Origin of the sequence: Pseudorhizobium halotolerans, from assembly GCF_902153235.2 — a bacterium.
Taxonomy (GTDB): domain Bacteria; phylum Pseudomonadota; class Alphaproteobacteria; order Rhizobiales; family Rhizobiaceae; genus Neorhizobium; species Neorhizobium flavum.
On record NZ_CABFWE030000005.1, the window covers coordinates 86473 to 111136 of the forward strand.

Below are 24664 nucleotides of genomic sequence, written 5' to 3' on the forward strand. Positions count from 1 at the left end.
GCTCAGACCTCCGTCGCGGCAGTCGGCATTTCGCCGGCCGTATCATGACGTGGATCTACAATCCGACCGGTGATGACGGCGTAGCGCTTGATGATCTCGGAGAAGGCCTGCAGCAGGAGCAGCAGGAAGCCCAGCAGCACCACCAGCTTGGCGGGCCAGATGGTGAGCCCCCCGGCATTCGACGAAATCTCGCCGGAGTTGAACGAAAGCCAGAACCAGGGCCAGGCAAGATAAGCCATCAGCCCGGCGAACGGCACGAGGAAGATGATGTGCAGCACGAGGTCGATGATGTCGCGCGTCCGCTTGCTCCACATGGACGAGACGATGTCGATGCGGACATGCTCGTTCTTCAGCAGCGCATAGGCCGCGGCCAGCATGAAGACGGTGCCGAACAGGTACCACTGCACTTCCAGCCATGCGTTCGACGACATGTCGAGCGCCTTGCGCAGGATGGCATTACCGGTACTGATCAGAACGGCTGCGAGCAGCAGCCATGATACAGATTTCCCGATCACCGTGGTGACGGCATCAATCGCGCGACTGAGTGCGAGCAGCGCAGACATTTTCCCCTCCTGTCGAACCTTGCGGCATCGCCACCGGTCTGGGCGATTGCCGGGTCCCGTTGTTAGTGCGCGACCTGTATTGGCTGGAGCCGCAAAAATCAATTGGCTAGGCGCGCGATGCGCTGGTTCTCAAGGCTTCTGCGGCCCAACCGCGACAGTCTGTCCGCTGGAAATGGTCGAATCGTCTCGGGACAGTGATCCGCTTGCCACCGTTCGGAAATCTGTGAAGATGGAGTGCGAATTCCTGCGGGGCTTTCTTTGACTTCTGTTAAGCAGAAAACAAACAACCCCTCAGGTTCATGGGGGAAGGGGTGCCGATTCGGATGAAATTAAGCTGTCTCAGGCAGGGTTGGGCCGAGACGAGGGGCAACCCATGAAAGCGCAAGACGCAACGACGCTGCCGACGGACGTCTACCTGTCCTTCGTGAGCTCGCTGTTTGAAAATCGTGGCACATTGATAACCGGTGTGGTGGTCCACGTCGTTTGGTGCGCTATCGTCTTCAGCTATACAGGATCCCAGTTCTATCTTTATGCGGCGGGCGGCTTCCCGCTCGTCTTCGCCTTTCGCTTCTTCGACTTCCTGAGTTTCGACAAGGTCGACAAGACCTCGCTTACGGACAAGCAGATCGCTCGCTGGGAGCGGCGCTACGTCGTGGGCGCCACCATGACGGCTCTCCTTCTGGGAACGACGAGCGGCCACGCCATGCTCGTCCTCAAGGACAGCTTCGTCGCCTTTACCTGCATCGCAATGACGATGGGATCGATGATGTCCATCGTAGGCCGCAATTACGGCTCGCGCTATGCGGTAGACTTCCAGACGCTCGGCTGTTGCGTCCCCATCATCATCGCCTGCGTCGCCAGCGGCGACACGCATCTTGCAATGATGTCACTACTGCTTATCCCCTTCGGCCTGACGACCCGCTCCATGGCCAATGGCGTACGCGAGTTTCTCTACAAGAATGTCCTGGCGGCCCGAAAGATTCGCCTTATCGCCAACCAGCTTGATCTGGCGCTGACGACGATAGCCCACGGACTCGTCATGCTCGACAGCGAAGGCCGCATCGAAGTCGTCAACCGCCGCGCCTCCGACCTGCTCGGGCTGCCGGACGCTTCCGAGATTCGCGGGCTTCCGCTGGTTGGTGTGCTGGAAGCCCATAATGGCTATCACCGCACGAGGGCCGTCTCTGAACTACGGCATTTGTTGAGCGGCGACGTGGACCGCACCCTTTTCCAGCTCAAGAAAGGGCTGCATGTGGAATTCTCCGCCAGCCGGCGCGAGGATGGCGGGATCGTGCTGATCTTCGAGGACGTCAGTGCTCGCGTCGAGGCGGACGCGAAGATCCTGCACATGGTGCAGTTCGATACACTGACGGGGCTGGCCAACCGGTCTCATTTTGCCGCAATGGCAACGGCCGAGCTCAATCGGCGCCCGTCTGACAGCCTTGCCGCCCTTGTCGTGCTCGATCTCGAAGCCTTCAAGCACGTCAACGACCTGCGGGGCCATGTGGTCGGTGACCGGCTACTAGCAGCCGTCGCATCGAGGCTGTCTGCCCAGGCTGGGCCCGACCTGCTCACAGGGCGCCTGGTGGGCGACGAATTCACCCTCTTCGTGATGGCCGAGGACCGCCCCCAACTGGAGGCACACGTCCAGAAGGCGCATGAGGAAATCCAGCGAGCCTATGATCTCCCTGACTTCCGGATCGAAATTTGTGTCAATGGCGGTGCCATCGTCGGTCGAGCCGACGAATTCGATATAGAGACCTGGCTGATCAAGGCCGATCTCGCGCTCAGCGATGCGCAGGTGAAGGGCAAGGGCTCCCTCTCCTTCTTCCGACCCGAAATGGATGCTCGCTATGTCGAGGAGCAGAAGCTGCGGGCTGCGTTGCGACAGGCGGTCGAGGACGAGGCGCTCCAGGTTGTCTACCAGCCCATGTACACGGTCGACGGCAGCCGGATCGAATGCATGGAGGCACTCGTTCGCTGGAAGCATCCTGAAAAAGGCATGATCGCGCCCAACGTCTTCATTCCGATGGCAGAGGAGATGGGCATCATCTCCAGCATCACACGCTTCGTGCTGGAACGGGCCAGCCGCGATTGCGCCGGCTGGGAGCACCCGACGGCGCTTTCCGTGAACCTGTCCGCCCACGACCTACTGAATCCGGACATCTTCGGCGACATACTCGATATTCTTGCGCGCACCGGCCTGCCCCCCTGGCGCCTGCACGTGGAGTTGACAGAAAGCTGCTTCATCGATGACCCCGCCGCGGTAAGCAAGGTCCTGCATCAGTTGCGGGAGAAGGGTGTGACGATCGCGATTGATGACTTCGGCACCGGTTTTTCGAGTCTCAGCTATCTGACTTCCCTGCCGCTCGACATCGTCAAGGTCGACCGGGCGTTCATCCGGGACATCAACCATGATCCGCGCCAGTTGAAGTTGCTGAAGGGAATTGCGCAACTGTCGCGCGATCTCGCATTGAGGATCGTGATTGAGGGCGTGGAGACGCAGGAACAGCTTCAACTCATCAAGGAGAACCGCTTCGCGGATCTGATCCAGGGCTACGTCTTTGCGCCACCCGTTGATGCCGAGGCCGCGAGCAGGATGCTCCGTGCAAGCGGTCAGCCTGTGGCCGTCAAGGCATCGCGCAAGCGCCTAAAGCCAGTGATATAGCGGCCTCGGAACGGAGGCGCCGCGCGCCCTTCGGTCTTAACCATAATCGTCGAAATACCGCCCGATCGGGGTGGCAGCACATCCGAAGCGGACAATCTCGGGTTAACTTCTCGTTAACTCTGAGGAGATTGCCGCAGATGCTCAATAATAGTACCGTTACCACCAAGGAATTTTCCACCAAGCTTCTTTCGATCCTGGACGCCGTCGAGTATCGCCGCATCGAAAGCCAGGAGGATTTCGAAGACATTGCCCGGCTTCGCTACAAGTCCTATCAGGAGCGAGGCGTCCTGCCGCTCTCCGCGAGCAGCATGCTCGACGAGGTCGATTTCGACGACCACGCCTACGTCTTCGGGGTCTATCTATATGAGGAACTGGTTAGCACCATAAGGGTGCACCATGTGACCCCGACCCACCGGATCAGCCAGTCGGCCGGCGTCTTTCCCGACGCAGTGAATGCCTTCCTCGATGCCGGCATGACGCTGATCGACCCGGCAAGGCTCGCCATTGATCCCGAACTGGACGGCGAGCGCTCGGCCCTGCCTTTCCTGACGGTCAGGCCGACGATCATGGCGGCGATCTACTTCAATGCGGACCGCATGCTGCAGCATATCCGTCCCGCCCATTCCGCCTTCTACCGCCGCTATTTCTATGCCGATACCGTCGTACCCCCGACCTTCGCCAGCATATATGGTTTCGATCTGACGCTTCTTGCGTCACGCACCCGCGAGATCGGGCCGAAGCTCTTGAGCCGCTTCCCGATCTACGAATCCCAGCCCTACGAACGCCGTCTGATGTTCGACCGATCGCCGCTCAGCGGCATGGCGCCGCTGACGATCCTGCCGACGGCACGACTGGCCCGGCAGCATTCCATGCCGCTCGCGAGCTGAAACATCGGGAGCGTGACTGCCTGCGCCAGAAGGTGCCATTGCGCTTTGTGGCGGCTTTGTGTAAGGCCAGAATCCAACAAAATCGGCCCCGATCATTTCGCTCGTGGCCGGTCGGACAGGTTTCAACGGCCGCGCCGAGAAGGTGGTCGGAGCGGCCGCATCAGGGAGACGACGAATGGACAATCACAACAGCGCTCCAGTCGAGACGGGTGCTTCCATGGATTACCCGGAGCACGAGAAGACCTACAACATGTTCCTCGCGCTGACGAAGTGGGGAACCATGGTCATGGTCGTCCTCCTGATCGCCATGGCGGCCGGGTTCTTCGGCGGGGCCGGCTTCTTCGGCGCGCTCATCGTCTTCCTCGTCCTCACCGCCGCCGGCTTCTACCTGCTTCACTGATCCCTCGACCGAAATGATCGGAAGGACCGGCATGACATTCATGCCTGTCCAGCACACGAATCTGGGAGGGCAAATCGTGGCAAAGGTGATTTTCGTACCCCGCGAAGGGGCAGGTGAGGAACGGGTGGCGGCCTCGCCGGAAACGGTGAAGCGCCTCTCGGCGATGGGCTTTTCCATCGTGGTCGAGGCGGGCGCCGGGACGGCATCCGGTATTCTCGACGCTGATTTCGAGGCGGCTGGCGCGCGCATCGGCTCGGCTTCGGACGCCGCCACCGCGGACGTGATCCTCAAGGTCAACCGTCCGGGATCGGCCGAGATCAGCGGATACAGGCCCGGCACCGCCGTCTTCGCCGGCATGGACCCCTATGGCAACGAGGCGGCCCTGGCGGAAATGGCGCGCGCCGGCATCACGGCGTTCGCCATGGAGCTGATGCCGCGCATCACTCGCGCGCAGTCCATGGACATTCTCTCTTCCCAGGCGAACCTTGCCGGCTACCGTGCCGTCATCGATGCGGCGCATGAATACGGCCGCGCCCTGCCGATGATGATGACCGCCGCTGGTACGGTTCCGGCCGCCAAGGTCTTCGTCATGGGCGCCGGCGTCGCCGGTCTGCAGGCGATCGCCACCGCCCGCCGGCTGGGTGCCGTGGTCTCCGCCACCGACGTGCGTCCGGCCGCCAAGGAACAGGTCGCCTCGCTCGGCGCCAAGTTCATCGCCGTCGAGGACGAGGAGTTCAAGGCCGCGGAAACGGCCGGCGGCTATGCCAAGCAGATGTCGGAAGCCTACCAGGCGAAGCAGGCGGCGCTCGTCACCGAGCACATCGCCAAGCAGGACATCGTCATCACCACCGCGCTCATTCCCGGCCGGCCGGCGCCGCGCCTCGTCACCCGTGCCATGCTCGCCTCGATGAAGGCCGGCTCGGTCGCGGTCGACCTCGCCGTCGAGCGGGGCGGCAATATCGAGGGCTCCGTCAAGGGTTCGATCGCCACGGTCGAAGGCGTCAAGGTCATCGGCTACGCCAACGTGGCGGGCCGCGTTGCGGCCTCTGCTTCGGCGCTCTACGCGAAGAACCTCTTCGCCTTCCTGGAGACCATGGTTTCGAAGGAGACCAAGGAATTTGCCGTCAATCCGGACGATGAACTGGTGAAGGCCACCATGCTGACCCATGGAGGCCAGGTGGTGCATCCGAATTTTGCCGAGGCGGCAGCATCGTTTGCACCCTCCACGGCATCAGTAGCCGAGACGACGACAACCGCTGCTGCGGCACCCGCGCGCAAACCGGCTAGGACTGCATCTCCCGTCTCGGGCGAGACCTCGCCGGACAAGCCCAAGCGAACGCGCAAGAAGACCGAAGCAGCAACGCCTGACAAGAAGGAGGGGCTTTGATGGCGAGCGAAGTGATGAATTCGGCTCTTGATCGGCTCGAACATGCCGTCGAGGCTGTGAGAGTTGCGGCCGAACAGGCTCCCGAAGCTGTCGCCCAGGCAGCACACGGAGTGTCAGGCGGCGCGATCGACCCCTTCGTGTTCCGGCTGGCGATCTTCGTGCTGTCCATCTTCGTCGGCTATTACGTCGTCTGGTCGGTGACGCCGGCGCTGCACACCCCGCTGATGGCCGTCACCAATGCCATTTCCTCGGTGATCGTGGTCGGGGCACTCCTCGCTGTCGGCATCTCCGCCAGCGGCTATGCCACCGGCTTCGGCTTCGTGGCACTGGTGCTTGTCTCGGTGAACATCTTCGGCGGCTTTCTGGTCACCAGCCGGATGCTCGCCATGTACAAGAAAAAAGATCGCTGAGGGTCCTGAACAATGTCACAGAACCTTGCAGCCTTCCTCTACCTCGTCTCCGGCGTGCTGTTCATCATGGCGCTCCGCGGCCTGTCGCATCCGACGACCAGCCGCCAGGGCAATGTCTACGGCATGGTCGGCATGGGCATTGCCATCGGCACGACGCTTCTGCTTGCGACGCCGGACTTCGGCGGGCTTGTACTGATCGTGCTGGCGCTCGCCATCGGCGGCGGTGCCGGCGCCTATATCGCTCGTACCATTCCGATGACGGCCATGCCCCAGCTTGTGGCAGGTTTCCATTCGCTGGTCGGCTTCGCCGCCGTCATGGTTGCTGCCGCCGCCCTCTATGACCCGGTCTCCTTCGGGATCGGCGATGTCGGCACGATCCACGGGCAGGCGCTCGTCGAGATGGCACTCGGCGCCGCGATCGGCGCGATCACCTTCACCGGTTCGGTCATCGCCTACCTCAAGCTCGACGGACGCATGTCCGGCAAGCCGATCCTCCTGCCCTTCCGGCACCTGATCAACATCGGCCTGCTGGTGGCGATCATCGTCTTGATCGTCGCGCTGACACAGACGGAGAGCCATACGCAGTTCTGGCTGATCGTCATCCTGTCGCTGGCGCTTGGCGTGTTGCTCATCGTCCCGATCGGGGGCGCCGACATGCCGGTCGTCGTGTCAATGCTGAACTCCTATTCGGGATGGGCCGCAGCCGGCATCGGCTTCACGCTCGGGAACCTGGCGCTGATCATCACCGGCGCACTGGTCGGCTCCTCGGGTGCGATCCTCTCCTACATCATGTGCAAGGGGATGAACCGCTCCTTCATTTCCGTCATCCTCGGCGGCTTCGGCGGTGAAACGGCTGCAGCGGGTGCCGACGACGGGATCCAGCGGACCGTGAAGCAGGGTTCCGCCGACGACGCAGCCTTCCTGATGCAGAACGCCGAGAAGGTGATCATCGTGCCAGGATATGGCATGGCCGTCGCCCAGGCGCAGCATGCGCTGCGCGAGCTTGCCGATACGCTGAAGGAGCACGGCGTCGAGGTGAAGTACGCCATTCATCCTGTCGCCGGCCGCATGCCCGGACACATGAACGTGCTACTCGCCGAAGCCAACGTGCCCTATGACGAGGTCTTTGAGTTGGAGGACATCAATGCGGAGTTCGCGCAGGCGGACGTCGCTTATGTGATCGGCGCCAATGACGTCACCAATCCGGCGGCGCGCGACGACAAGACCTCGCCGATCTACGGGATGCCGATCCTCGACGTCGACAAGGCCAAGACCTGCCTCTTCGTCAAGCGCTCGCTCGGCTCCGGCTATGCCGGCATCGACAACACGCTGTTCTACAAGGACGGCACGATGATGCTGCTCGGCGACGCCAAGAAGATGACCGAGGACATCGTCAAGGCGATGAAGCACTAGACGGGTCAATCTGCCCGAATCCCAAGCCCGGCGAGAAGCCGGGCTTTCTTTTTGACCTGTCCAGAGGGCTGCAACAGAAAAGGCCCGGATCCTGAGATCCGGGCCTCGGTGCTACCGTAGTCGACTAAAGCTTAGAGCTTGCCGTTACGCTGCTGGATCATCATGAAGGTGTCGAACGTGTATTCCGACAGCTGCATCCACAGATAGCCTTCCTTCTTGAAGGCGACCTGGTCTTCGTAGATCTTCTTGAACCACTCGTTGGAAGCCGTGAGCTCGGCATAGACTTCCTGCGCGGCGTTGAAGCAGGCCTCGAGGATCTCCTGGCTGAACGGACGCAGGATCGTGCCGTCGGCAACGAGCTGCTTCACGGCGGCCGGGTTCTTGGCGTCGTACTTCGCCATCATGCTGGTGTTGGCATAGGCGCAGGCATCGGTCAGCGCGGCCTGGTAGTGCTTCGGCAGGTTGTTCCACTGCTCCAGGTTGACGAAGGAGTGGATGACCGGGCCGCCTTCCCAGAATGCGGGATAGTAGTAGTACTTGGCGACCTTGTAGAAGCCGAGCTTCTGGTCGTCGTAAGGACCGACCCACTCGGCTGCGTCGATCGTGCCCTTCTCCAGAGCGGGATAGATGTCGCCGCCGGCGATCTGCTGCGGCACGACGCCGAGCTTCTCGACCACCTTGCCGGCAAGACCGGCGATGCGCATCTTGACGCCCTTGAAGTCGTCGACCGTGTTGATCTCCTTGCGGAACCAGCCACCCATCTGGGCGCCGGTATTGCCGGAGATCATGCCGTAGAGGCCATGAGTGGCGTAGAATTCGTTGAGAAGCTTGTTGCCGTTGCCTTCGTAGAACCAGGAATTGGTCAGACGGGCGTTGAGGCCGAAGGGGATGGCCGTTCCGATCGCGAAGGTCGGGTCCTTGCCGACATAGTAGTAGGAGCAGGTGTGGCACATTTCGACCGTGCCGGCGCTAACGGCGTCAGCTGCCTGGAGGCCGGGAACGATTTCACCGGCCGCGAAGGGCTGGATGGTGAAGTTGCCGCCCGTGGCTTCCGAGACGCGGCGTGCGATGTCTTCAGCACCGCCATAGATGGTGTCGAGCGACTTCGGAAACGAAGACGTCAGACGCCAGGTGATCTTCGGATTTTCCTGAGCGATGGCCGGAGCCGCCAGCGTCGTGGCGGCGGCTGCACCGGCGCCGGTTACTGCCGCCTTCTTGAAGAATGAACGACGATCCATGTATTACCTCCCAACAAAACAAAAACCGCAGGGGACGGTCTTCTTGCCCTCCCCCGGTCCGCCGCGGAGGTAACCATGTCCCCCTCGCGCGTGCAAGCATATCCGGCATTATCCCTTGGTCTCGGATGTTCTTTTACTAACAGAATCCGAGACCTGCGCAATTTCTCCGCAGGTTTCACACACCGCCAAGAACGCTGCCCAAACTATGGGCGACAGGAGCCGCGGGAACCGCTTGACAGCAAGGATGATCCGGCGCCAGAAATCGGTTTCGTCTCGGAGACTTCAGATGCCCAAACCGATCGTCGCCCTACCCGCAGATATTCGCGAATTTGAGGGTACAGTCTGGCACGCCACTCCGAACCAGTACGTGAAGGCGGCCCTCAAGGTGGCGGACGTGATGACCTTCATCATTCCCGCCTTCGAGGAAGGCAATGACACCGATGCCATCCTCGACCGGGTCGACGGACTTCTCGTTTCCGGCTCCGCCACCAATGTCCATCCCTCGCTCTACGGTCGAGAAGCGACGGAAGCGGATGGGCCTTTCGACATTGCGCGGGATTCCACCTCGCTGCCTCTCATCCGGCGCGCCATCGAGCGCGGTATTCCCATGCTTGCGATCTGCCGCGGGCTCCAGGAACTGAACGTTGCGCTGGGCGGGACGCTTGCGAGCGAGATACACGACCAGCCTGGAATGTGGGACCACCGCAAGCCGAACGTGCCCGAGCGCGATCACATGTACGCGATCCGCCAGCCTGTCTTCGTTCGGGAAGGCACTTGCATCGCCCGCCACCTCGGCCTCTCCGGCGAGGTGCAGATCAACTCGCTGCACCGCCAGGCGATCGCCGAGACTGCGCCCCGGCTGGCGGTCGAGGCAACGGCTGAAGACGGGACGATCGAGGCAGTTTCGGTGATCGATGCGAAGGGCTTTGCCGTCGGCGTCCAGTGGCATCCGGAATATTGGGCCGAGACGGATGCCCCCTCGCGCGCCTTGTTCAAAGCCTTCGGCGACGCAGTGAGGGACTACGCCGCCGTTCGTGGAGCCGGCACACGGCCCGCGAAGCTGGCCGCTGCTGCCGGCTGAGCCAACCGGCAGCAACGAGGGTTGTTCAGGCCTTTACCGGCGTTTCCGGAACCGGCGTGATCACCTTCTTCTCGCGGAACCAGCCGATGAGATTGTCCACCACCAGGTCGGCCATGGCATTGCGCGTCGGCACCGACGCAGAGGCCACGTGCGGCAAGAGGCTGACATTCGGAAGGTCGAGGAGCGCCTGCGGGACGTTCGGCTCATCATAGAAGACGTCCAGTCCCGCTGCGGCGATGGTGCGGCTGCGCAGAGCCTCGGCCAGCGCCTCCTCGTCTACGCTCGTACCGCGACCGACATTGATGAAGACACCGTTCGGCCCAAGGGCCGCGAAGATCTCCGAGGTGAATATCTTATGGGTCGCAGCCGTGCCGGGCACGATCGAGATGAGCGTGTCCACCTCCTCGGCCATCGCCTTCAGCGATGGATAGTAGGTATAGGGGAGCCCGTCCCTGCGGGTGCGGGTATGGTAGCCGATCCGAACCTTGAACGGCTCGAGCCGCCTTGCGATCTCGATGCCGATGCGGCCGAGACCGAGGATCCCGACGTGGCGGCCGCGCAGCGAAAGCGGTGTCAGCGGATAGGGCCCTTCGCTCTTCCAGCGCCCCTCGCGCAGATAATTTTCGGCCCGTGGATATTCCCGAAGCGTGTTGAGGAGCAGTGCGATGGTCGTATCGGCGACCTCGTCGTTCAGCACGTCGGGCGTATGCGTGACGATGATGTCGTGCTGCAACGCCTTTGCCGTATCGACCCCATCGTAGCCGACGCCGAAGTTGGAGACGATCTCCAAGTTGGGCAACCTGTCGATCCAGCCGTTGTCCAGGACGCCCGAGATGGCAACGCCCCTGATCCTGTCGCGAAGGCCGGGATCGATATCGTGCGGGGGGCCCATCGGGACGGCGACGATCTCAAAGGTCTCCATCAGCCGTTCGAGCACCCGCGGGTGGATGCGGCCGGGCACGAGTATGGCTACGGGTTGGTCGGACATGCTGTCTCTCCTCCTTCGAATTCAGCTGCGGGGTCGGTAGATGCCGGTTGACTGGCGGATGCGCATCTCCGGCTTGATGAGATGGATGCCGTCCGGCTCGTGGCTCCCGGCAAGGCGGTCAAGTAGCGCGCGCGCGGCAAGCCGGCCGACCTCGCTCTGGCCGTTCCAGACGGTTGTCAGGGCCGGTGTTGCGATCGAGGCTTCCTCGAGGTCGTCGTAGCCGGTGACCGAGATGTCCTGGCCGGGGACAAGGCCGGCCCGGGCGATCCCATTCATCAGGCCGATTGCGACGAGATCGTTCCAGCAGACGGCAGCAGTCGGCTTCTGCGGCAGCGACAGGAAATGCACGGCCGCCTCGAACCCACCCTGCTTGGACCGGGGGCCCGGAATGCGAAGGTTCGGGTCCACCTCGATGCCTGCCTTGCGCAGCGCGTTGACATAGCCCTGGTAGCGGTCGCGCCCGGTCGAGGTCTGATCCGTACCGCCGATCATCGCGATGACCCGGTGGCCGAGCCCGATCAGATGGTTGGTAGCGAGCGAGATGCCGTAGCTGTCGTCGCCGCGATACATGGGCAGGTTGACGCCCTCCATGGACCGGGCAACCAGAATGGCCGGCATGCCATTGGCCTCGGCGAGCTTGACGTCCTCAATCGGAGTGCCGATCGCCGGAGACATGATGACCCCATCGCCACCGAGCTGCAGCAGTGTTTCGATGAAGGTCCGCTGCTTCTCGACGGAATCGTAATGATTGGACAGGATGAAGGTCTGGCCGCTGCGGTCGAGCTCGCTTTCGATCGCCTTCAGGATTTCCCCGTAGAAGGGGTTCATGATGTCGTGTACAACGACGCCGACAATGCCGGAGCGGGAGGTCCTGAGGCTCGCCGCGCGCCGATTGTAGATATAGCCCAGCGCGCGCGCCTGCTCCTTGATCTTCTCCCGGGTATCAGCTGCAACCAGCGGACTGTCGCGCAAGGCGAGCGAAATGGTTGCGGTGGACAGGCCGAGGCTTTCGGCAATCGTCGACAGCTTGATCTTTTGCGCCACGTCCCCTCCGGCCAGGCAAGCACCGGCTGCGGCCGGATTTAAAATCCTTTAAATAATTAAATGGGAAATCGCAACTGCCCGGAAAGGCCCAGCGAACAGGTTATTCAGGCGAATGGAGATTGTTGTCCAGGGCGCGCAGGAGCCGCATCAGTGTCCGGATCTCCTTGCCGGAGAAATCCTTCAAGGCTAGCTCCCCACAGGCCGCCACGCTTTGCTCGATCCGTGTCACGCTCGCTCTGCCGCTCTCGGTGAGGAATACTTTTGTCAGGCGTCCGTCTTCGCCGTCCTCGCTACGCATGACGAAACCCTGCGCCTCCATGCGTCCGATGGTGCGCGTCATGGTTGGGGCCTTGACGCCGAGATGGGCGGCCAACTGGCCGGCAGTCAAGCCGTCCTGCTCGGCGAGTGCAAGGATCACGCCATCCTGCCCCGCATAGAGGCCACTTTCGGCAAGGCTGCGGCTGAGCACGGTGCGCAGGGACCGGGCCGCCTGGGTGAGGCCGACCGCAAGATCGGCGGGAGCAAAGGCTTCGAGATCCTTCTTCTTGCCGTTCTTGCCGTCCTTGCCCTTCTTGCCGTCCTTCTTCTTGGCCATCTGCCCTTCCTGCTTCCGTGCTGAGGCTCGCACGGCTATAGACTTCGTCCCATGCATAGCGAAACGAGGGATGGACCGCCAGATGCCTCACCCACGGCCGCATTTCAGGGACAATGATCCGACGCTGTCGCCCGTCGACCGCAGCGATTGGATTGCCGTCCTGCCGCTCGGCGCCCATGAACAGCATGGACCGCACCTGCCCTTCGAAACCGATACGCTGATTGCAACGGGGATCGTCGACCGGCTGATCAACACCCTGCCCCCTCGCCTTCCGGTCACCTTCCTTCCCATCGAACCCGTCGGTTATTCCATCGAGCACATGGATGTGCCCGGGACGAAGACACTGGCATTCGACGAGGCGGTGATGCGCTGGCTGGGGATTGCGGAGGACCTGCACCGACAAGGCATCCGCAAGTTGGTGATGCTCAATGCCCATGGCGGCAATTCCCCTTTGATGACCATCGTCGCCACCGAAGCCCGTGTCCGGTTCAACATGCTCGCTGTCGCGACGAGTTGGACACGCTTCGGGCTACCCGAAGGACTGATCAGCCCTGAGGAAAAGGCGATCGACATCCATGGCGGTGACATAGAGACGTCGGTCATGCTGGCGCTCCATCCGGATCGGGTGGACATGGGGAGGGCCGAAGCCTTCCAATCCCGCCAGAGCGAATTCGCCAGCCGCTACCGGCACCTGCGCGCCTATGGCCCGCATGCCTTCGGCTGGAAGATGTCGGACCTCAACAAGGCGGGTGTCGCCGGCAATGCCGCCGCCGCGACCGCGGAAAAGGGCGAGGCCATCCTGGCCCATGCGGTGAAGGGAATCATGGAACTGCTGCAAGATGTGGCGGCGTTCGATGCGGTGGAACTGTCATAGCTCGCATTGCAGCTAGCTACACAAATGGCTATGCTGCTGCTACACAGGAGGCCATGATGACCCTCAATATCCGTAACAAGCAAGCGGATGCTCTGGCGCGCGAATTGGCGGAACTTGACGGCACCACGATCACAGACGCAGTCGTCAATGCGCTGCGGGAAACCATCGCAAGCCGCCTAAAGAACGAAAGCCCACGTGAGACTGCAAGGCGCGTACTTGCTAGACGCGGCCTCGCATTCAAGCCGAACCGACGTCCTGTTCCTGCCGAAGCGTTCCACGAACTCGACCACGAACTAGCATCTGACTGATGTTTGTCGACGCCTGCGCGATCATATCGTTGATGGCAGGCGAAGACACGGCCGATGCCTATGAAGAGGCCTTACTCGGCGCAGCTTCGCCTTTCACCTCAGCACTCGCTGCCTGGGAGGCGATCATCATCCTTTCGCGTCCTGATCAGCTCGACTGTAGCTATCGCGACGCGGAAGGTGCCGTGCTTGAGTGGCTGGACGACCGCAATATTGAGTTGAGGGAGACAGGCCAGCCCCGGGAGATTTTGCATCACGCCGTCGCGGTGGCGCAGGATCGCGGCATCGGCCGTCGGTATCTGAGCAACTTCGATTGCTTCCACTACGCTCATGCGAAGGTGATGGGGCAGCCTATCCTGACCACAGACCGTCTCCTGCGGGAGACAGACGTCGACACCAAGCCGTGACAACCGCTGTCACCTTATAACATTCAAAACCCTTTGAACTGCTTCCGGCTTGCCCTTATATCAGGCCGACACCTTTTGCGCGCCGCCCCGGCGCCGGCTCACCCTTCGAGGTTTCCCATGACCGACACGACCATCGCCAAGCCCGTTCCCGTCACCGTTCTCACCGGCTATCTCGGCGCCGGGAAGACGACGCTCCTGAACCGCATCCTCTCCGAGAGCCACGGCAAGAAGTATGCGGTCATCGTCAACGAGTTCGGCGAGATCGGCATCGACAACGACCTGATCGTGGAATCCGACGAGGAAATCTATGAGATGAACAACGGCTGCGTCTGCTGCACGGTGCGCGGCGACCTGATCCGCGTCGTGGAAGGCCTGATGCGCCGCCCCGGCCGCTTCGACGGCATCATCGTCGAGACGACCGGCCTTGCCGACCCGGTTCCGGTTGCGCAGACCTTCTTCATGGACGACGACGTGCGCGCCAAGACCGAGCTTGATGCCGTGGTCGCTCTAGTCGACGCCAAGCACCTGCCGCTCCGCCTGAAGGACAGCCGCGAGGCCGAGGACCAGATCGCCTTCGCCGATGTCGTGGTCATCAACAAGACCGATCTCGTGACGCCGGACGAGCTGGCGCAGATCGAGGACGTCGTTCGGGCCATCAATCCCGGCGCACGCATCTACAAGACGAGCCGTTCCGGCGTCGATCTCGCCAAAGTCCTGAACCAGGGTGCCTTCAACCTGGAGCGGGCGCTGGAGAACGATCCGCAGTTCCTGGAGCATGGTCACGAGGATCATGTCTGCGGCCCGGATTGCGACCATGACCACGGTCATCATCACGGCCACGACCATCACCACCACGATCATGATCATCACCATCATCACGATCATGGCCATGGCCACGATCACCATCATCATGCCCCCTCCCCGATCCACGACGTGACGGTGAAGTCCATCTCGTTGCGCGGTGGCGAGATGAACCCGGACCGCTTCTTCCCCTGGATCCAGAAGATCACCCAGACCGATGGTCCCAATATCCTGCGCCTCAAGGGCATCATTGCCTTCAAGGGCGACGAGGAACGCTACGTGGTGCAGGGTGTTCACATGATCGTCGAGGGCGACCACCAGCGTCCCTGGAAGGATGGCGAGAAGCGCGAATCCCGCCTCGTCTTCATCGGCCGCGACCTCGACGTCGAGAAGATCGAGAAGAGCTTCAGGGCCTGCGAGGCGACGCCTGCCTGATGCCGACCGTCGCACCGCTTGATCTCGAAGGCCATTTCGTCGCTACGCATTTCCTCGGCGAGGTCCCTCTCTTCGCCTCAGCTGCCGGCACCATCCACCGCCTCGATGGCGGCGAGAAGGTGACAGACGCGCATGAGGGCTTGCTCACCTGCATCCGCGACCCCTACAGCGCCACCCTCCTTACCGGCGGCGAGGACGGCAAGGTCCTGCGCATCGCCCATGACGGCAGTGTGACGCAGCTGGCGGAAGCGCCGCGCAAGTGGATCAACGTGGTAGCCGGCGGGCCGCAGGGGGCCGTCGCCTATGCGCATGGGCGCACGAGCTTCGTGCGCCTTTCGGACGGCACGACGCGGGAATTTCCCGAAGAGCGCACGGTGGAAGGCGTTGCCTTCGCCCCGAAGGGCCTACGGATTGCCGTGGCGCGGTACAACGGCGTGACCCTGCACTGGGTCGGCACCAATGGCGCGCCTGTGGACCTTGACTGGAAGGGTGCCCACACCGGCGTGACCTTCTCCCCTGACGGCCGTTTCCTCGTCACCACCATGCAGGAAAACGCCCTGCACGGCTGGAAGCTCGACGGCAAGCCCGGGGACGCACGCCACATGCGCATGACCGGGTATCCGGCCAAGGTGAAGTCGCTCTCCTGGTCGGTGAAGGGCAAGTGGCTGGCCTCCTCCGGCGCGCCCGCCGCGATCGTCTGGCCGTTCTCGGCCAAGGACGGTCCGATGGGCAAGGCGCCGCTGGAGCTTGGCACGCGCGCCAACATCATGGTCACCCAGGTTGCATTCCATCCGGCGGAGGAGGTCCTGGCGATCGGCTTCGTCGACGGCATGATCCTCGGCGTGCGGATCGCCGACGGCAAGGAGGCGCTGTTGCGTCGCCCGGGCAAGGGCGCCATCACCGGCCTGAGCTGGAGCGCGACGGGCAAGCTGCTCGCCTTCGCTTCGGAAGCCGGTGACTGCGGCGTCATCGACATCTCGGCCTGAGCCCGTGATTCCTTGGACCCTCATCGACACTGCAACCGTTCCCGGCGGAGGCGAGGAACTGCGCCTCAAGCGGCGCGGCTCCGAGTTCTCCATCATGCTCGGCACCAACGAACTGATGAACAGCCGGCTCTCCGGATCGGAAGAAGCGCTGGCGCGTCTCTCCATCGGCAAGATCAGCGATCGCCAACGGCCGGTGATCCTGATCGGCGGCCTCGGAATGGGCTTTACGCTCCGTGCAGCCTTGGCGGAACTTCCACAGGATGCGCGTGTCGTCGTCGCAGAGCTCGTGCCGGCGGTGATCCGCTGGGCGAAGAACGAGATGGCCGAGGTGTTCAAGGGGTGCCTGGACGATCCGCGCGTCATGGTCGTGGAAGCGGATGTCGGCGAGCTGATCCGTCGCGAGACGGCTGTCTTTGACGCCATCCTTCTCGATGTCGACAACGGGCCGGAGGCGCTGACGCGAGACGAGAACGACCGCATCTACGATGCAGGCGGTCTGGGAGCGGCCAAATCTGCGCTGAGGCCGGGTGGCGTGCTTTCCATCTGGTCTTCTGCCCCGGATTCCCGCTTCACGCGCCGGATGCAGTCGGCAGGATTCGCGGTTGAGGAAAATCCGACGCGTGCCAGCACCAAGGGACGCGGGGCGAAGCACATGATCTGGCTTGGCGTGAAGCAGGCTCGCTAGAACCTCTGCACCTGCCGACCGGCAGCAGGAAGAACCGCGCCGGAGAACTCCGCGACGGGATCAGGGGATGGGCAGGCAATCGGCATCGAGGGTATTGGTGTGTCAGGCATGACTGCCTGCCCGATTGCTTCCGGCCTTCCCAAAGATCCAGAGGAGAGGTGTCAGTTCTCTTTCCGGAGCTTCGGGTGGGGGCCGGCCTGACGCCGGCCCGCCACCGTCTGCAACCATCACCGGGCACCGGGTGCTTCCCGGGGGGAGGCAACCGGTTCGCGAACCCGGTCCCTGCCCGATGACTGCTTCAGGATAAGACGAGGCAAGGCTGCGGGGATGGACGGGGAAGAATGACGGAATCGCGGCCTTGAAACGCCAGCGCAATTTCTCGCCCGCGCAACAACATTGCTCCCGTCAGGCGGAGCGAACAGCACCGATGATCTCCGCCAGGAGGGCGTGCAGGTCGTCGCGATAGCCGGTCCGTGCCGAGGGTGAATTCTCGTCCGACGTCATCACCACCGTGAGCCCGAGCGACGGGACGATATAGAGCATCTGCCCACCATAGCCCCAGCCGAACCTGATCTCCTCGCCGCCGATCCTGCGCAGGAACCAGCCATAGCCGTAGCCATCGCCGGAAAAGCGGGAATTGGTCCGCGGTATCCATGACTGCTCTATCCAGTCCTCGGAGATGATGCGCGTGCCGTCCTCTGCCTTGCCGCCGTTGCAGTAAACTTCACCGAAGGCCAGCAATGACCGCGCGGTCATCGCCATCTGGTTGCCGCCGAGATAGATCCCCTGCGGATCCTGCTCCCAGGAGCCGATACGGAAGCCTTCCACCGGCTCGAACCATTCGCGCGCCAGCGCCAGCGTCGACTTCTCCCCGACGCGGGTGAGGATGGCCGAGAGGAGATGGGTGGAGGCGGTGGAGTAGAGCATAGAGCCGCCGGGCTCGCCGTCGAACGGTTCCGACAAGGCAAACCGCACCCAGTTGCGGCTCGACACCCAGCGGCCGTAGTTGGGTCCCGACATGCGGGCGAGACCCGCCTGCATGGAGAGAAGGTTGCCGATGGTGATCTCGGACATGCGTGGATCCGGCTCGCGCGGCAGCTCGCGTTCGAGGATCGGCGCGATCTTCTGGTCGGTTCCCTGCAACAGACCCTTGTCGATGGCGACGCCGACCATTGCGGAGATGATCGACTTGGAGGCCGACTTGATGTTCGTCGATTCGTCGATTGAATGCCCGTTGAAGGCGCGTTCGGCGAGCATTTCTCCTTCCCGGGAAACCAGCACCACCTTGAGCGGCTCCAGGCCTCTCGCCCCGTCCAAGACAGCGCCGAGGGATGCGCCGGGCTCCGGCGTCTGCGGAACAGCCTGGGCGAGAGCATGAGGGGCAGTGAGAGCGAGGGGAATGGCAGAAATCAGGGTGCGTCTTGTGATCATGAACGCCAATTTAGTGCGACGTGGGTCCTGAACTATGGCCGCCCTGCCGATTCACGCCAAGGTGATGGCGCGTGAAGAGAGCCAACTGCGGCTTCTAGAGCTCGGCCTTTGCAAAGATCTCGCTGATCCAGTCGAGGAACACGCGCACGCGCGGCGAGAGCTGCCGGTTCTGCGGATAGAGAGCCGAAAGCGGCGTTCGCGCCGGTAAGAAATCTGCCAGCACCTCTACGAGTTCACCCCTCTCGATGAAAGGCCGAAGGCGGTGACGCGGCGCCTGGATCAGGCCGAAGCCACGGCAGGCGAGGTCCACGATCGTGTCGGAATTGTTGACCCGGATGCGCGTCGGCAGCGTAATTTCGCGGATCTGCCCGTTGACGGTGAACTCCAGCGGCAGGACCTGCCCGGTACGCGAGGAGATGAAGCCGATCGCCTCGTGCCCCTCCAGCGCATCCGGGGTTTCAGGCGTGCCGTGGGCCTCGATATAGGCGGGGCTGGCGCAGGTCAGCTCGGTGATCGAGCCGAGCCTCCGCATGATCAATGAACTGTCGGAAATTTCGCCGGCGCGGATGACGCAGTCGACCCCCTCCCGGATGAGGTCCACATAGCGATCCGTCTGGCCGATCTGCAGTTCCAGGGCCGGGTAGCGGTCGAGGAACTCGCGAAGATGCGGAAGCAGGAATGTCTGCGTCAGCATCGGATGGGCGTCCACCCGCAGGACGCCTTGCGGCTTTGCCTCCCGGAAAATCGTCTCCGCCTCCGCCATCTCGGCGAGGATCGACAGGCAGCGCTGGTAGAAGGCGCGGCCATCGAGGGTGACGGCGACGTGACGGGTCGTCCGTTCCAGGAGGCGCGCGCCGAGATCCGCCTCAAGCGCCTTGATCGCCGCCGTCGCGGTGGAACGTGCAAGCCCGAGATCGGCGGCGGCCGCGGCGAAGCTGCCGCGTTCCACCACCCGGACAAAGAGTTCCATGCGCGTCAGGCGATCCATTGCTATTGTTCAGCATGGCTGAATTATCATGTCAATTCGCGTTCATTGTTCTTCGACCAAGGCTTCGTATCTTGGGTAGGAACGAAAGGAGACATGCCATGACACACACAGAACAACACGTCGCCATCGTCACCGGAGCCTCGAAGGGCATCGGCCGCGCCGCGGCTATTCGCCTTGCAGCTGACGGTTTCGCAGTCATCGTCAACTATTCCTCAAGCCCGGCCGCCGCCGACGAGGTGGTCGCGGAGATTGAAGCGGCCGGCGGCAAGGCGCTCGCCGTGCAGGCGGACGTCAGCACATCGGCAGGCATCGCCGCACTGTTCGACGCTGCGGAACAGCATTTCGGCGGCACCGACGTCCTCGTCAACAATGCCGGCGTGATGACGCTCATCCCGTTGACGGAGATGGATGATGCCACCTTCGAGCGGCACATCGCCGTCAACCTCACCGGTACCTTCTACGGTATCCGCGAGGCAGGCCGCCGGCTGCGCGACGGTGGCCGCATCATCAACTTCTCCTCCAGCGTCATCGGGGCATACGGCCCGCGCTACGGCGGATACGCGGCAAGCAAGGGCGGCGTCGAAGCCATGACTCATGTGGCCTCGAAGGAGCTCGGAAGCCGGGGAATTACCGTCAACGCCGTCGCGCCGGGGCCGGTGGAAACCGAGATGTTCATGCACGGCAAGTCGGAAGAACTGGTGCAGAGCATCGTCCGAGGCATTCCGCTCGGGCGGCTCGGCCAGCCGGACGACATCGCCCCGGTCGTGTCCTTCCTCGCAAGCCCCGAGGGCGGATGGGTGAACGGCCAGGTGCTTCGCGCCAATGGCGGCATGCTGTGACGTAACGAGAGAGCGAGAGGAAAAAACCATGCCATTCGTCAACATCAAGACCCCGGAGGGCGCGCTGACGCGGGCGCAGAAGGAGGAGATCGTGCACCGCACGACAGACCTGCTGATCGGTTACTTCAGCGAAGCGGCACGTCCGCATACCATGGTGCTGATCGAGGAGGTCAAGGATGGCGGCTATGGCCGCGCCGATGAGATCTACGTCATCCCCGACGCCTACCGCGCACGTGAAGCGGAATAAGCGCTCAAAGCTGGTGCCGCCCGGCGGCGTTGCCGCCGGGATCCGGCAATGTCTGTTCCCTGATTTGTCTGGCCATCGTCCGGGCAACCCTTCGTGAAGTTCGGGAAGATCTGAAACCTCAGGCCCTTTCGAAGGTTGTGGTGCCCTGCACGCTGCGTGAGTGCGCACACATCAACCGAAGGAGAAGTCTGTGAAAGCTCTGGTCTGGCACGGAAAAGAGGACATCCGCTGCGACACGGTCTCGGATCCCGAGATCGAGGACGCTCGCGACGCGATCATCAAGGTCACCAGCTGTGCCATATGCGGTTCCGACCTGCACCTCTTCCACAATTTCATTCCGGCAATGGAGCCGGGTGACATCATGGGCCACGAGATGATGGGCGAGGTCGTGGAAGTGGGCTCCGGCATCAACGGTGCCCTCAAGAAGGGCGACCGGATCGTGGTGCCCTTCACCATTCTCTGCGGTGAATGCGACCAGTGCAAGCGGGGCAACTTCTCCGTCTGCGAGCGCTCCAACCGCAACAAGGACATGGCGGACAAGGTTTTCGGCCACGCGACCGCAGGGCTCTTCGGCTATACGCACCTGACGGGCGGTTATCCCGGCGGCCAGGCGGAGTATCTCCGCGTGCCCTTCGCCGACAAGACCCATATCAAGGTGCCTGACAGCCTGACCGACGAGCAGGCCCTCTTCCTCGGCGATATCTTCCCCACCGGCTGGCAGGCGGCGGTCAATTGCGACATCCAGCCGACCGACACTGTGGCCATCTGGGGCTGCGGCCCTGTCGGACAGATGGCGATCCGCAGCGCCGTCCTTCTCGGCGCCAAGCAGGTCGTTGCGATCGATTGCATTCCCGAGCGGCTTTCCATGGCCGAAGCGGGTGGTGCAATCACCATCCATTTCGAGACCGAAAGCGTGGTGGAGCGTCTGAACGACCTCACCACAGGCAAGGGCCCGGAAAAGTGCATCGACGCGGTCGGGCTGGAGTCCCATGTGTCAATGGGCCAGCCGGATACGCTTCTCGACCGCGCCAAGCAGATGGTGATGCTGGAGAGTGACCGGCCGCATGTGCTGCGCGAGATGATCTATGTCTGCCAGCCCGGCGGCATCATCTCGATTGCCGGCGTCTATGGCGGGCTTGTCGACAAGATCCCGATGGGTCCGGCGATGAACAAGAGCCTCACCTTCCGTATGGGCCAGACCCACGTCAACCGCTGGACCGACGATCTCGTCCGCCGGATTGAGGAAGGCCAGATCGATCCCTCCTTCGTCATCACCCATACGGCGAAGCTCGAGGACGGACCGGACATGTACAAGGTCTTTCGCAACAAGCAGGACGGCTGCGTCAAGGTTGTACTCAAACCATAGGATAGGGAGAACAGTGATGATGCATATCGCCAACGCCCTACAGCGCTCGGACAATCCAAGGGTGATCGAAACAGGCCCGAGTTCCCTCACCAACACAGACCGCCTCGCCCGCAATCTCGGCTGGTTCAGCATCGGCCTCGGCATCGCCGAGCTTGTCGCCGCCAGACGCATCAGCCGCGCCATCGGCATGGAAGGATCCGAAAGCCTGATCCGCGCCTTCGGCGCCCGCGAGATCGCCAGCGGCATGCTGACGCTTTCGGTGGACAAGAAGGCAGGGCTCTATAGCCGGGTCGCAGGTGACGCGGTCGACCTCGCCGTGCTGAGCACCGCAGTCACGGACGACAATCCGAAGCGCGGCAATGCGGCGCTCGCACTCGCCATGGTGTCCGGGGTGACGCTGCTCGACGTTGCGGCCGCACTCGCAACTCGGCAACAGAGCAGGCGCGACGAGAACGACATCCGTGATTACAGCGACCGCAGCGGTTTCCCCAATGGCGTCGAGGCTGCCCGCCGCGATGGGCAACAGGAGGGCGAGGCGCCGGTCAAGGCGCTTCCCGCGCCGCAGCTGGCGCTGTAAGAGCAGCGCATGTGAGACGGTTCAGCCCGCTCCTTTCCCGGGAGCAGCCAGTTCATCGTTTGGAAGCAGTCGTCGCAACGGCGCCCAAGTCGCCAATCCCTCTTAGCCTTCTCCGTCGGTGGACCCTGCGCGGTGGGGCCGGACTAGTGCGGCCCCTGTGATACTCCCATGGGGGCAGGGCTTTGAGGTGGACAACCGGCATTCTTCCGCTGCCCCACTCTCTTGGACAGTTCCATGCTTGGCCGCTCAAAAAGCCACCAGAAGACGGTCGCAAAGCTGACACAGCCCAGGATCGAAAGTCCCCACCAAACCAGATCCCCCAGTGACGAGCGGGGCCCCAGCATGGTCGCGATGCGAAAAATCCCGCCAGTGACAATATTATGCGTCAGGTAGAGCGAATAGGAGATCAGGCCCAGAAACTGCAGCCATTGCCAGTTCAGCCCGACGCTGATTTGCCCGTAGATGGATGCCCAGAAAAGGGACAGCGCCGTCGCCGAGCACACGACCCTAAAGGCGTCGTCCGCCCATAGGCCGGATAGAAGCAGCACTGTCGCGTAGATCAGAAATAGAGGTACAAGTCTCGGCTGCTGCCATGTCCAGTAGACTGCCACCCCTAGAAGGAAGCCATACCACAGCGGCAAGAAGAGCCCGGACCAGAGTTCAGGTCCGAGGCCGAGCGGCCAAACAAGGCTGACGGCGCAGGCTGCAACGATTCCGGCTGGTCTGAAGCCGCTCACTCCGATGAGCAGGGCGTAGACGAGGTAGAACTGGATTTCGAGGCATAGCGTCCAGAAGACGGGGCTGATTGCCGGGTAGTCCAAAAGGTCCTGAACGTAGAAAATGTGTGCGAGGATCTGCGGAGCAGTGTAAATCGGCATTTCCCGGCCGGCTACCACGTAAGAGGAGAGCACCGCGAAGGCGATAGTGGCCGCGATCGAAACCCAATAGGCCGGATCGAGCCGAAGCGAACGCTTCAGGGTAAAACGGCCGAGTTCCCGAAGAGTCATCGGTCGGTTGTAAAGCGAATGGGCGATGACGAAGCCGCTCAGTACGAAAAACACGGCGACGCCGAGGCCGGCATGCAGCACCCCCGCCTCAACCCACGCCGGAAACAGCGCCATCAAACGTTCCACATGTCCGGCCGAAACAGCATGATACAGGACCACGCCCATCGCCGCCGCGCCGCGCAACGCATCGACAACCGTGAACCGCCCTGACAATTCTCGCATTGCATCCCCCTTGCTGCTCTAGAAAGTAACAGCAGCAACAAGGGGTCGGTAGATAAGCGCCCATCCTACAATAAGGCAAACCTGCACAAATTGGCAGCGGCGGCCTACTCCATAAGGTGAACCGCGGACTGCGTCAGGCAGGCCGGAGCTTGCACGGGTGTCTGCCGTCAGAAGGCAAGCTTGCGTCCGCTCGCGACGATCATGCCGGCGGCACCGTCCAGCCAGCCGGACCGGAGCTCCAGCGCCAGGAAGCGGTCACGATCAGAGGGGCCGGGCATGACGAGGTGCCGGGTCTTCTCGCCCGAGAAGCCGAAACGCTCGTAATAGGCGGCGTCGCCCACCAGCAAGATGGCGCCGTGGCCGCGCCGATCCGCTTCCGCGATCGCCGCGCGCATAAGCGCGCCGCCGATGCCGCGGCCTTCCTGCGTGCAGTCGACGGCAAGCGGCCCGAGCAACAGCGCCTCGACCAGCGTGCCCTGCTGGCTGATGCCGGCTTCGATGTTCCACAGGCGCACGGTACCGATCACGTGACCGTCTTCGTCGCGGGCAACAAGGGCGAGGCCTTCGGCGGGCAGGCGGCCGCGGCGGATCTTTTCCGACGATTTCCTGCGGCGCTCCGGTCCCATGACCCGGTCAAGCAGGTTTTCACGCGCGACGACATCCGCCGGCGTTTCGCTATCGATCGTATAGGTGGTCGGCGCAAAGAATGCGCGCACAGTGTCAAGAACAGCGGCCATGGCGGCCTCCCGTACCCAATACCGTTATCAGCGGCGATGAAGAGGAATTGTGAGCTTGCCGCCCCGGCTGGTTACGGGGTCGG

Annotated in this window: 26 protein-coding genes; 17 read left to right on the forward strand and 9 right to left on the reverse strand. The window is 62.7% G+C overall.

The window, feature by feature from the left end; translation table 11 throughout:
* Positions 1 to 2 precede the first annotated feature (2 nt).
* Complete coding sequence (locus tag FN060_RS05340) at positions 3 to 563, reverse strand: TRAP transporter small permease subunit (protein ID WP_142587204.1); 561 nt, start codon at positions 561 to 563, stop codon at positions 3 to 5.
* A gap of 373 nt (positions 564 to 936) precedes the next feature.
* On the opposite strand from FN060_RS05340, the gene FN060_RS05345 reads away from it, so the two are divergent.
* The 6 genes from FN060_RS05345 (at position 937) to FN060_RS05370 (ending at position 7728) form a co-directional block, all read left to right on the forward strand.
* Positions 937 to 3231, forward strand: coding sequence for a putative bifunctional diguanylate cyclase/phosphodiesterase (locus FN060_RS05345; protein ID WP_142587205.1), 2295 nt, complete (start codon positions 937 to 939; stop codon positions 3229 to 3231).
* Between the two features lie 137 nt (positions 3232 to 3368).
* The gene (locus tag FN060_RS05350; RefSeq protein WP_142587206.1) at positions 3369 to 4118 is read left to right on the forward strand and encodes an N-acyl amino acid synthase FeeM domain-containing protein; all 750 of its coding nucleotides are present in this window, start codon (positions 3369 to 3371) and stop codon (positions 4116 to 4118) included.
* A 175-nt stretch (positions 4119 to 4293) separates the two neighbouring features.
* On the forward strand, positions 4294 to 4518 hold the full coding sequence (locus FN060_RS05355) for an aa3-type cytochrome c oxidase subunit IV (RefSeq protein ID WP_142587207.1): 225 nt from the start codon (positions 4294 to 4296) through the stop codon (positions 4516 to 4518).
* A 76-nt stretch (positions 4519 to 4594) separates the two neighbouring features.
* Complete coding sequence (locus tag FN060_RS05360) at positions 4595 to 5905, forward strand: Re/Si-specific NAD(P)(+) transhydrogenase subunit alpha (protein WP_142587208.1); 1311 nt, start codon at positions 4595 to 4597, stop codon at positions 5903 to 5905.
* Complete coding sequence (locus FN060_RS05365) at positions 5905 to 6315, forward strand: NAD(P) transhydrogenase subunit alpha part 2 (RefSeq protein ID WP_052639394.1); 411 nt, start codon at positions 5905 to 5907, stop codon at positions 6313 to 6315. Before FN060_RS05360 ends, FN060_RS05365 begins: the two co-directional genes overlap by 1 nt.
* A 12-nt stretch (positions 6316 to 6327) precedes the next feature.
* Entirely contained in the window at positions 6328 to 7728 is a 1401-nt protein-coding gene (locus FN060_RS05370) for an NAD(P)(+) transhydrogenase (Re/Si-specific) subunit beta (protein ID WP_077549715.1), read from the forward strand.
* Positions 7729 to 7859: 131 nt separating this feature from the next.
* Here FN060_RS05370 and FN060_RS05375 read toward each other — a convergent pair whose 3' ends face one another.
* On the reverse strand, positions 7860 to 8966 hold the full coding sequence (locus tag FN060_RS05375; protein ID WP_142587209.1) for a TRAP transporter substrate-binding protein: 1107 nt from the start codon (positions 8964 to 8966) through the stop codon (positions 7860 to 7862).
* Positions 8967 to 9252: 286 nt separating this feature from the next.
* Here FN060_RS05375 and FN060_RS05380 point away from each other — a divergent pair, with 286 nt between their 5' ends.
* The gene (locus FN060_RS05380; protein WP_077549717.1) at positions 9253 to 10047 is read left to right on the forward strand and encodes a gamma-glutamyl-gamma-aminobutyrate hydrolase family protein; all 795 of its coding nucleotides are present in this window, start codon (positions 9253 to 9255) and stop codon (positions 10045 to 10047) included.
* A gap of 25 nt (positions 10048 to 10072) precedes the next feature.
* Here the strand turns inward: FN060_RS05380 and FN060_RS05385 are convergent, their stop codons facing one another.
* The 3 genes from FN060_RS05385 to FN060_RS05395 form a co-directional block, all read right to left on the reverse strand.
* Positions 10073 to 11035 carry a 2-hydroxyacid dehydrogenase gene (locus FN060_RS05385; protein WP_142587210.1) on the reverse strand — a complete coding sequence of 321 codons (963 nt, stop codon included), beginning with the start codon at positions 11033 to 11035 and terminating at the stop codon, positions 10073 to 10075.
* Between the two features lie 21 nt (positions 11036 to 11056).
* Positions 11057 to 12079 (reverse strand): LacI family DNA-binding transcriptional regulator, encoded by a 1023-nt coding sequence (locus FN060_RS05390; RefSeq protein WP_052639404.1) that lies wholly within the window; start codon positions 12077 to 12079, stop codon positions 11057 to 11059.
* A 100-nt stretch (positions 12080 to 12179) separates the two neighbouring features.
* Positions 12180 to 12674, reverse strand: coding sequence for a MarR family winged helix-turn-helix transcriptional regulator (locus tag FN060_RS05395; protein ID WP_183949900.1), 495 nt, complete (start codon positions 12672 to 12674; stop codon positions 12180 to 12182).
* A gap of 82 nt (positions 12675 to 12756) precedes the next feature.
* Here FN060_RS05395 and FN060_RS05400 point away from each other — a divergent pair, with 82 nt between their 5' ends.
* The 6 genes from FN060_RS05400 to FN060_RS05425 all read left to right on the forward strand — a co-directional run bounded on the left by FN060_RS05400 (position 12757) and on the right by FN060_RS05425 (position 17167).
* Entirely contained in the window at positions 12757 to 13548 is a 792-nt protein-coding gene (locus tag FN060_RS05400) for a creatininase family protein (RefSeq protein WP_142587212.1), read from the forward strand.
* 56 nt (positions 13549 to 13604) lie between these two features.
* Positions 13605 to 13856, forward strand: a complete 252-nt coding sequence (locus FN060_RS05405; protein ID WP_052639408.1) for a type II toxin-antitoxin system VapB family antitoxin — start codon at positions 13605 to 13607, stop codon at positions 13854 to 13856.
* The gene (locus FN060_RS05410) at positions 13856 to 14260 is read left to right on the forward strand and encodes a type II toxin-antitoxin system VapC family toxin (protein WP_142587213.1); all 405 of its coding nucleotides are present in this window, start codon (positions 13856 to 13858) and stop codon (positions 14258 to 14260) included. The genes FN060_RS05405 and FN060_RS05410 overlap by 1 nt, the downstream gene beginning before the upstream one ends.
* A gap of 117 nt (positions 14261 to 14377) precedes the next feature.
* On the forward strand, positions 14378 to 15496 hold the full coding sequence (locus tag FN060_RS05415) for a CobW family GTP-binding protein (RefSeq protein ID WP_142587214.1): 1119 nt from the start codon (positions 14378 to 14380) through the stop codon (positions 15494 to 15496).
* Entirely contained in the window at positions 15496 to 16482 is a 987-nt protein-coding gene (locus tag FN060_RS05420; protein ID WP_142587215.1) for a WD40 repeat domain-containing protein, read from the forward strand. The genes FN060_RS05415 and FN060_RS05420 overlap by 1 nt, the downstream gene beginning before the upstream one ends.
* A 4-nt stretch (positions 16483 to 16486) precedes the next feature.
* Entirely contained in the window at positions 16487 to 17167 is a 681-nt protein-coding gene (locus FN060_RS05425; protein WP_142587216.1) for a spermidine synthase, read from the forward strand.
* A gap of 405 nt (positions 17168 to 17572) precedes the next feature.
* On the opposite strand, the gene FN060_RS05430 is transcribed toward FN060_RS05425, so the two are convergent.
* Positions 17573 to 18598 (reverse strand): serine hydrolase domain-containing protein, encoded by a 1026-nt coding sequence (locus tag FN060_RS05430; RefSeq protein ID WP_142587217.1) that lies wholly within the window; start codon positions 18596 to 18598, stop codon positions 17573 to 17575.
* 94 nt (positions 18599 to 18692) lie between these two features.
* Entirely contained in the window at positions 18693 to 19586 is an 894-nt protein-coding gene (locus FN060_RS05435) for a LysR family transcriptional regulator (RefSeq protein ID WP_142587218.1), read from the reverse strand.
* Positions 19587 to 19684: 98 nt separating this feature from the next.
* Between FN060_RS05435 and FN060_RS05440 the strand changes: the two genes are divergently transcribed.
* From FN060_RS05440 to FN060_RS05455, 4 genes are all read left to right on the forward strand, one after another.
* Entirely contained in the window at positions 19685 to 20425 is a 741-nt protein-coding gene (locus FN060_RS05440) for an SDR family oxidoreductase (protein ID WP_077549727.1), read from the forward strand.
* A gap of 28 nt (positions 20426 to 20453) precedes the next feature.
* On the forward strand, positions 20454 to 20672 hold the full coding sequence (locus FN060_RS05445) for a tautomerase family protein (protein ID WP_077549728.1): 219 nt from the start codon (positions 20454 to 20456) through the stop codon (positions 20670 to 20672).
* A 190-nt stretch (positions 20673 to 20862) separates the two neighbouring features.
* The gene (locus FN060_RS05450; protein ID WP_142587219.1) at positions 20863 to 22038 is read left to right on the forward strand and encodes a zinc-dependent alcohol dehydrogenase; all 1176 of its coding nucleotides are present in this window, start codon (positions 20863 to 20865) and stop codon (positions 22036 to 22038) included.
* A gap of 16 nt (positions 22039 to 22054) precedes the next feature.
* Positions 22055 to 22615, forward strand: a complete 561-nt coding sequence (locus FN060_RS05455; RefSeq protein ID WP_142587220.1) for a hypothetical protein — start codon at positions 22055 to 22057, stop codon at positions 22613 to 22615.
* A gap of 143 nt (positions 22616 to 22758) precedes the next feature.
* Here the strand turns inward: FN060_RS05455 and FN060_RS05460 are convergent, their stop codons facing one another.
* On the reverse strand, positions 22759 to 23844 hold the full coding sequence (locus FN060_RS05460) for an acyltransferase family protein (protein ID WP_142587221.1): 1086 nt from the start codon (positions 23842 to 23844) through the stop codon (positions 22759 to 22761).
* Between the two features lie 167 nt (positions 23845 to 24011).
* Positions 24012 to 24581: a GNAT family N-acetyltransferase gene (locus FN060_RS05465; RefSeq protein WP_142587222.1), complete on the reverse strand. Its 570-nt coding sequence runs from the start codon at positions 24579 to 24581 to the stop codon at positions 24012 to 24014.
* Positions 24582 to 24664: the final 83 nt, after the last annotated feature.

Excerpts from the sequence above, each read along its gene's own strand:
- FN060_RS05430 (WP_142587217.1), bottom strand. The coding sequence starts at position 18,598 with ATGATCACAAGACGCACCCTGATTTCTGCCATTCCCCTCGCTCTCACT.
- FN060_RS05375 (WP_142587209.1), bottom strand. The coding sequence starts at position 8,966 with ATGGATCGTCGTTCATTCTTCAAGAAGGCGGCAGTAACCGGCGCCGGT.
- FN060_RS05405 (WP_052639408.1), top strand. The coding sequence starts at position 13,605 with ATGACCCTCAATATCCGTAACAAGCAAGCGGATGCTCTGGCGCGCGAA.
- FN060_RS05455 (WP_142587220.1), top strand. The coding sequence starts at position 22,055 with ATGATGCATATCGCCAACGCCCTACAGCGCTCGGACAATCCAAGGGTG.
- FN060_RS05340 (WP_142587204.1), bottom strand. The coding sequence starts at position 563 with ATGTCTGCGCTGCTCGCACTCAGTCGCGCGATTGATGCCGTCACCACG.
- FN060_RS05365 (WP_052639394.1), top strand. The coding sequence starts at position 5,905 with ATGGCGAGCGAAGTGATGAATTCGGCTCTTGATCGGCTCGAACATGCC.
- FN060_RS05435 (WP_142587218.1), bottom strand. The coding sequence starts at position 19,586 with ATGGATCGCCTGACGCGCATGGAACTCTTTGTCCGGGTGGTGGAACGC.
- FN060_RS05465 (WP_142587222.1), bottom strand. The coding sequence starts at position 24,581 with ATGGCCGCTGTTCTTGACACTGTGCGCGCATTCTTTGCGCCGACCACC.
- FN060_RS05415 (WP_142587214.1), top strand. The coding sequence starts at position 14,378 with ATGACCGACACGACCATCGCCAAGCCCGTTCCCGTCACCGTTCTCACC.
- FN060_RS05350 (WP_142587206.1), top strand. The coding sequence starts at position 3,369 with ATGCTCAATAATAGTACCGTTACCACCAAGGAATTTTCCACCAAGCTT.
- FN060_RS05385 (WP_142587210.1), bottom strand. The coding sequence starts at position 11,035 with ATGTCCGACCAACCCGTAGCCATACTCGTGCCCGGCCGCATCCACCCG.
- FN060_RS05380 (WP_077549717.1), top strand. The coding sequence starts at position 9,253 with ATGCCCAAACCGATCGTCGCCCTACCCGCAGATATTCGCGAATTTGAG.
- FN060_RS05445 (WP_077549728.1), top strand. The coding sequence starts at position 20,454 with ATGCCATTCGTCAACATCAAGACCCCGGAGGGCGCGCTGACGCGGGCG.
- FN060_RS05370 (WP_077549715.1), top strand. The coding sequence starts at position 6,328 with ATGTCACAGAACCTTGCAGCCTTCCTCTACCTCGTCTCCGGCGTGCTG.
- FN060_RS05410 (WP_142587213.1), top strand. The coding sequence starts at position 13,856 with ATGTTTGTCGACGCCTGCGCGATCATATCGTTGATGGCAGGCGAAGAC.
- FN060_RS05420 (WP_142587215.1), top strand. The coding sequence starts at position 15,496 with ATGCCGACCGTCGCACCGCTTGATCTCGAAGGCCATTTCGTCGCTACG.
- FN060_RS05345 (WP_142587205.1), top strand. The coding sequence starts at position 937 with ATGAAAGCGCAAGACGCAACGACGCTGCCGACGGACGTCTACCTGTCC.
- FN060_RS05440 (WP_077549727.1), top strand. The coding sequence starts at position 19,685 with ATGACACACACAGAACAACACGTCGCCATCGTCACCGGAGCCTCGAAG.
- FN060_RS05400 (WP_142587212.1), top strand. The coding sequence starts at position 12,757 with ATGCCTCACCCACGGCCGCATTTCAGGGACAATGATCCGACGCTGTCG.
- FN060_RS05355 (WP_142587207.1), top strand. The coding sequence starts at position 4,294 with ATGGACAATCACAACAGCGCTCCAGTCGAGACGGGTGCTTCCATGGAT.
- FN060_RS05395 (WP_183949900.1), bottom strand. The coding sequence starts at position 12,674 with ATGGCCAAGAAGAAGGACGGCAAGAAGGGCAAGGACGGCAAGAACGGC.
- FN060_RS05460 (WP_142587221.1), bottom strand. The coding sequence starts at position 23,844 with ATGCGAGAATTGTCAGGGCGGTTCACGGTTGTCGATGCGTTGCGCGGC.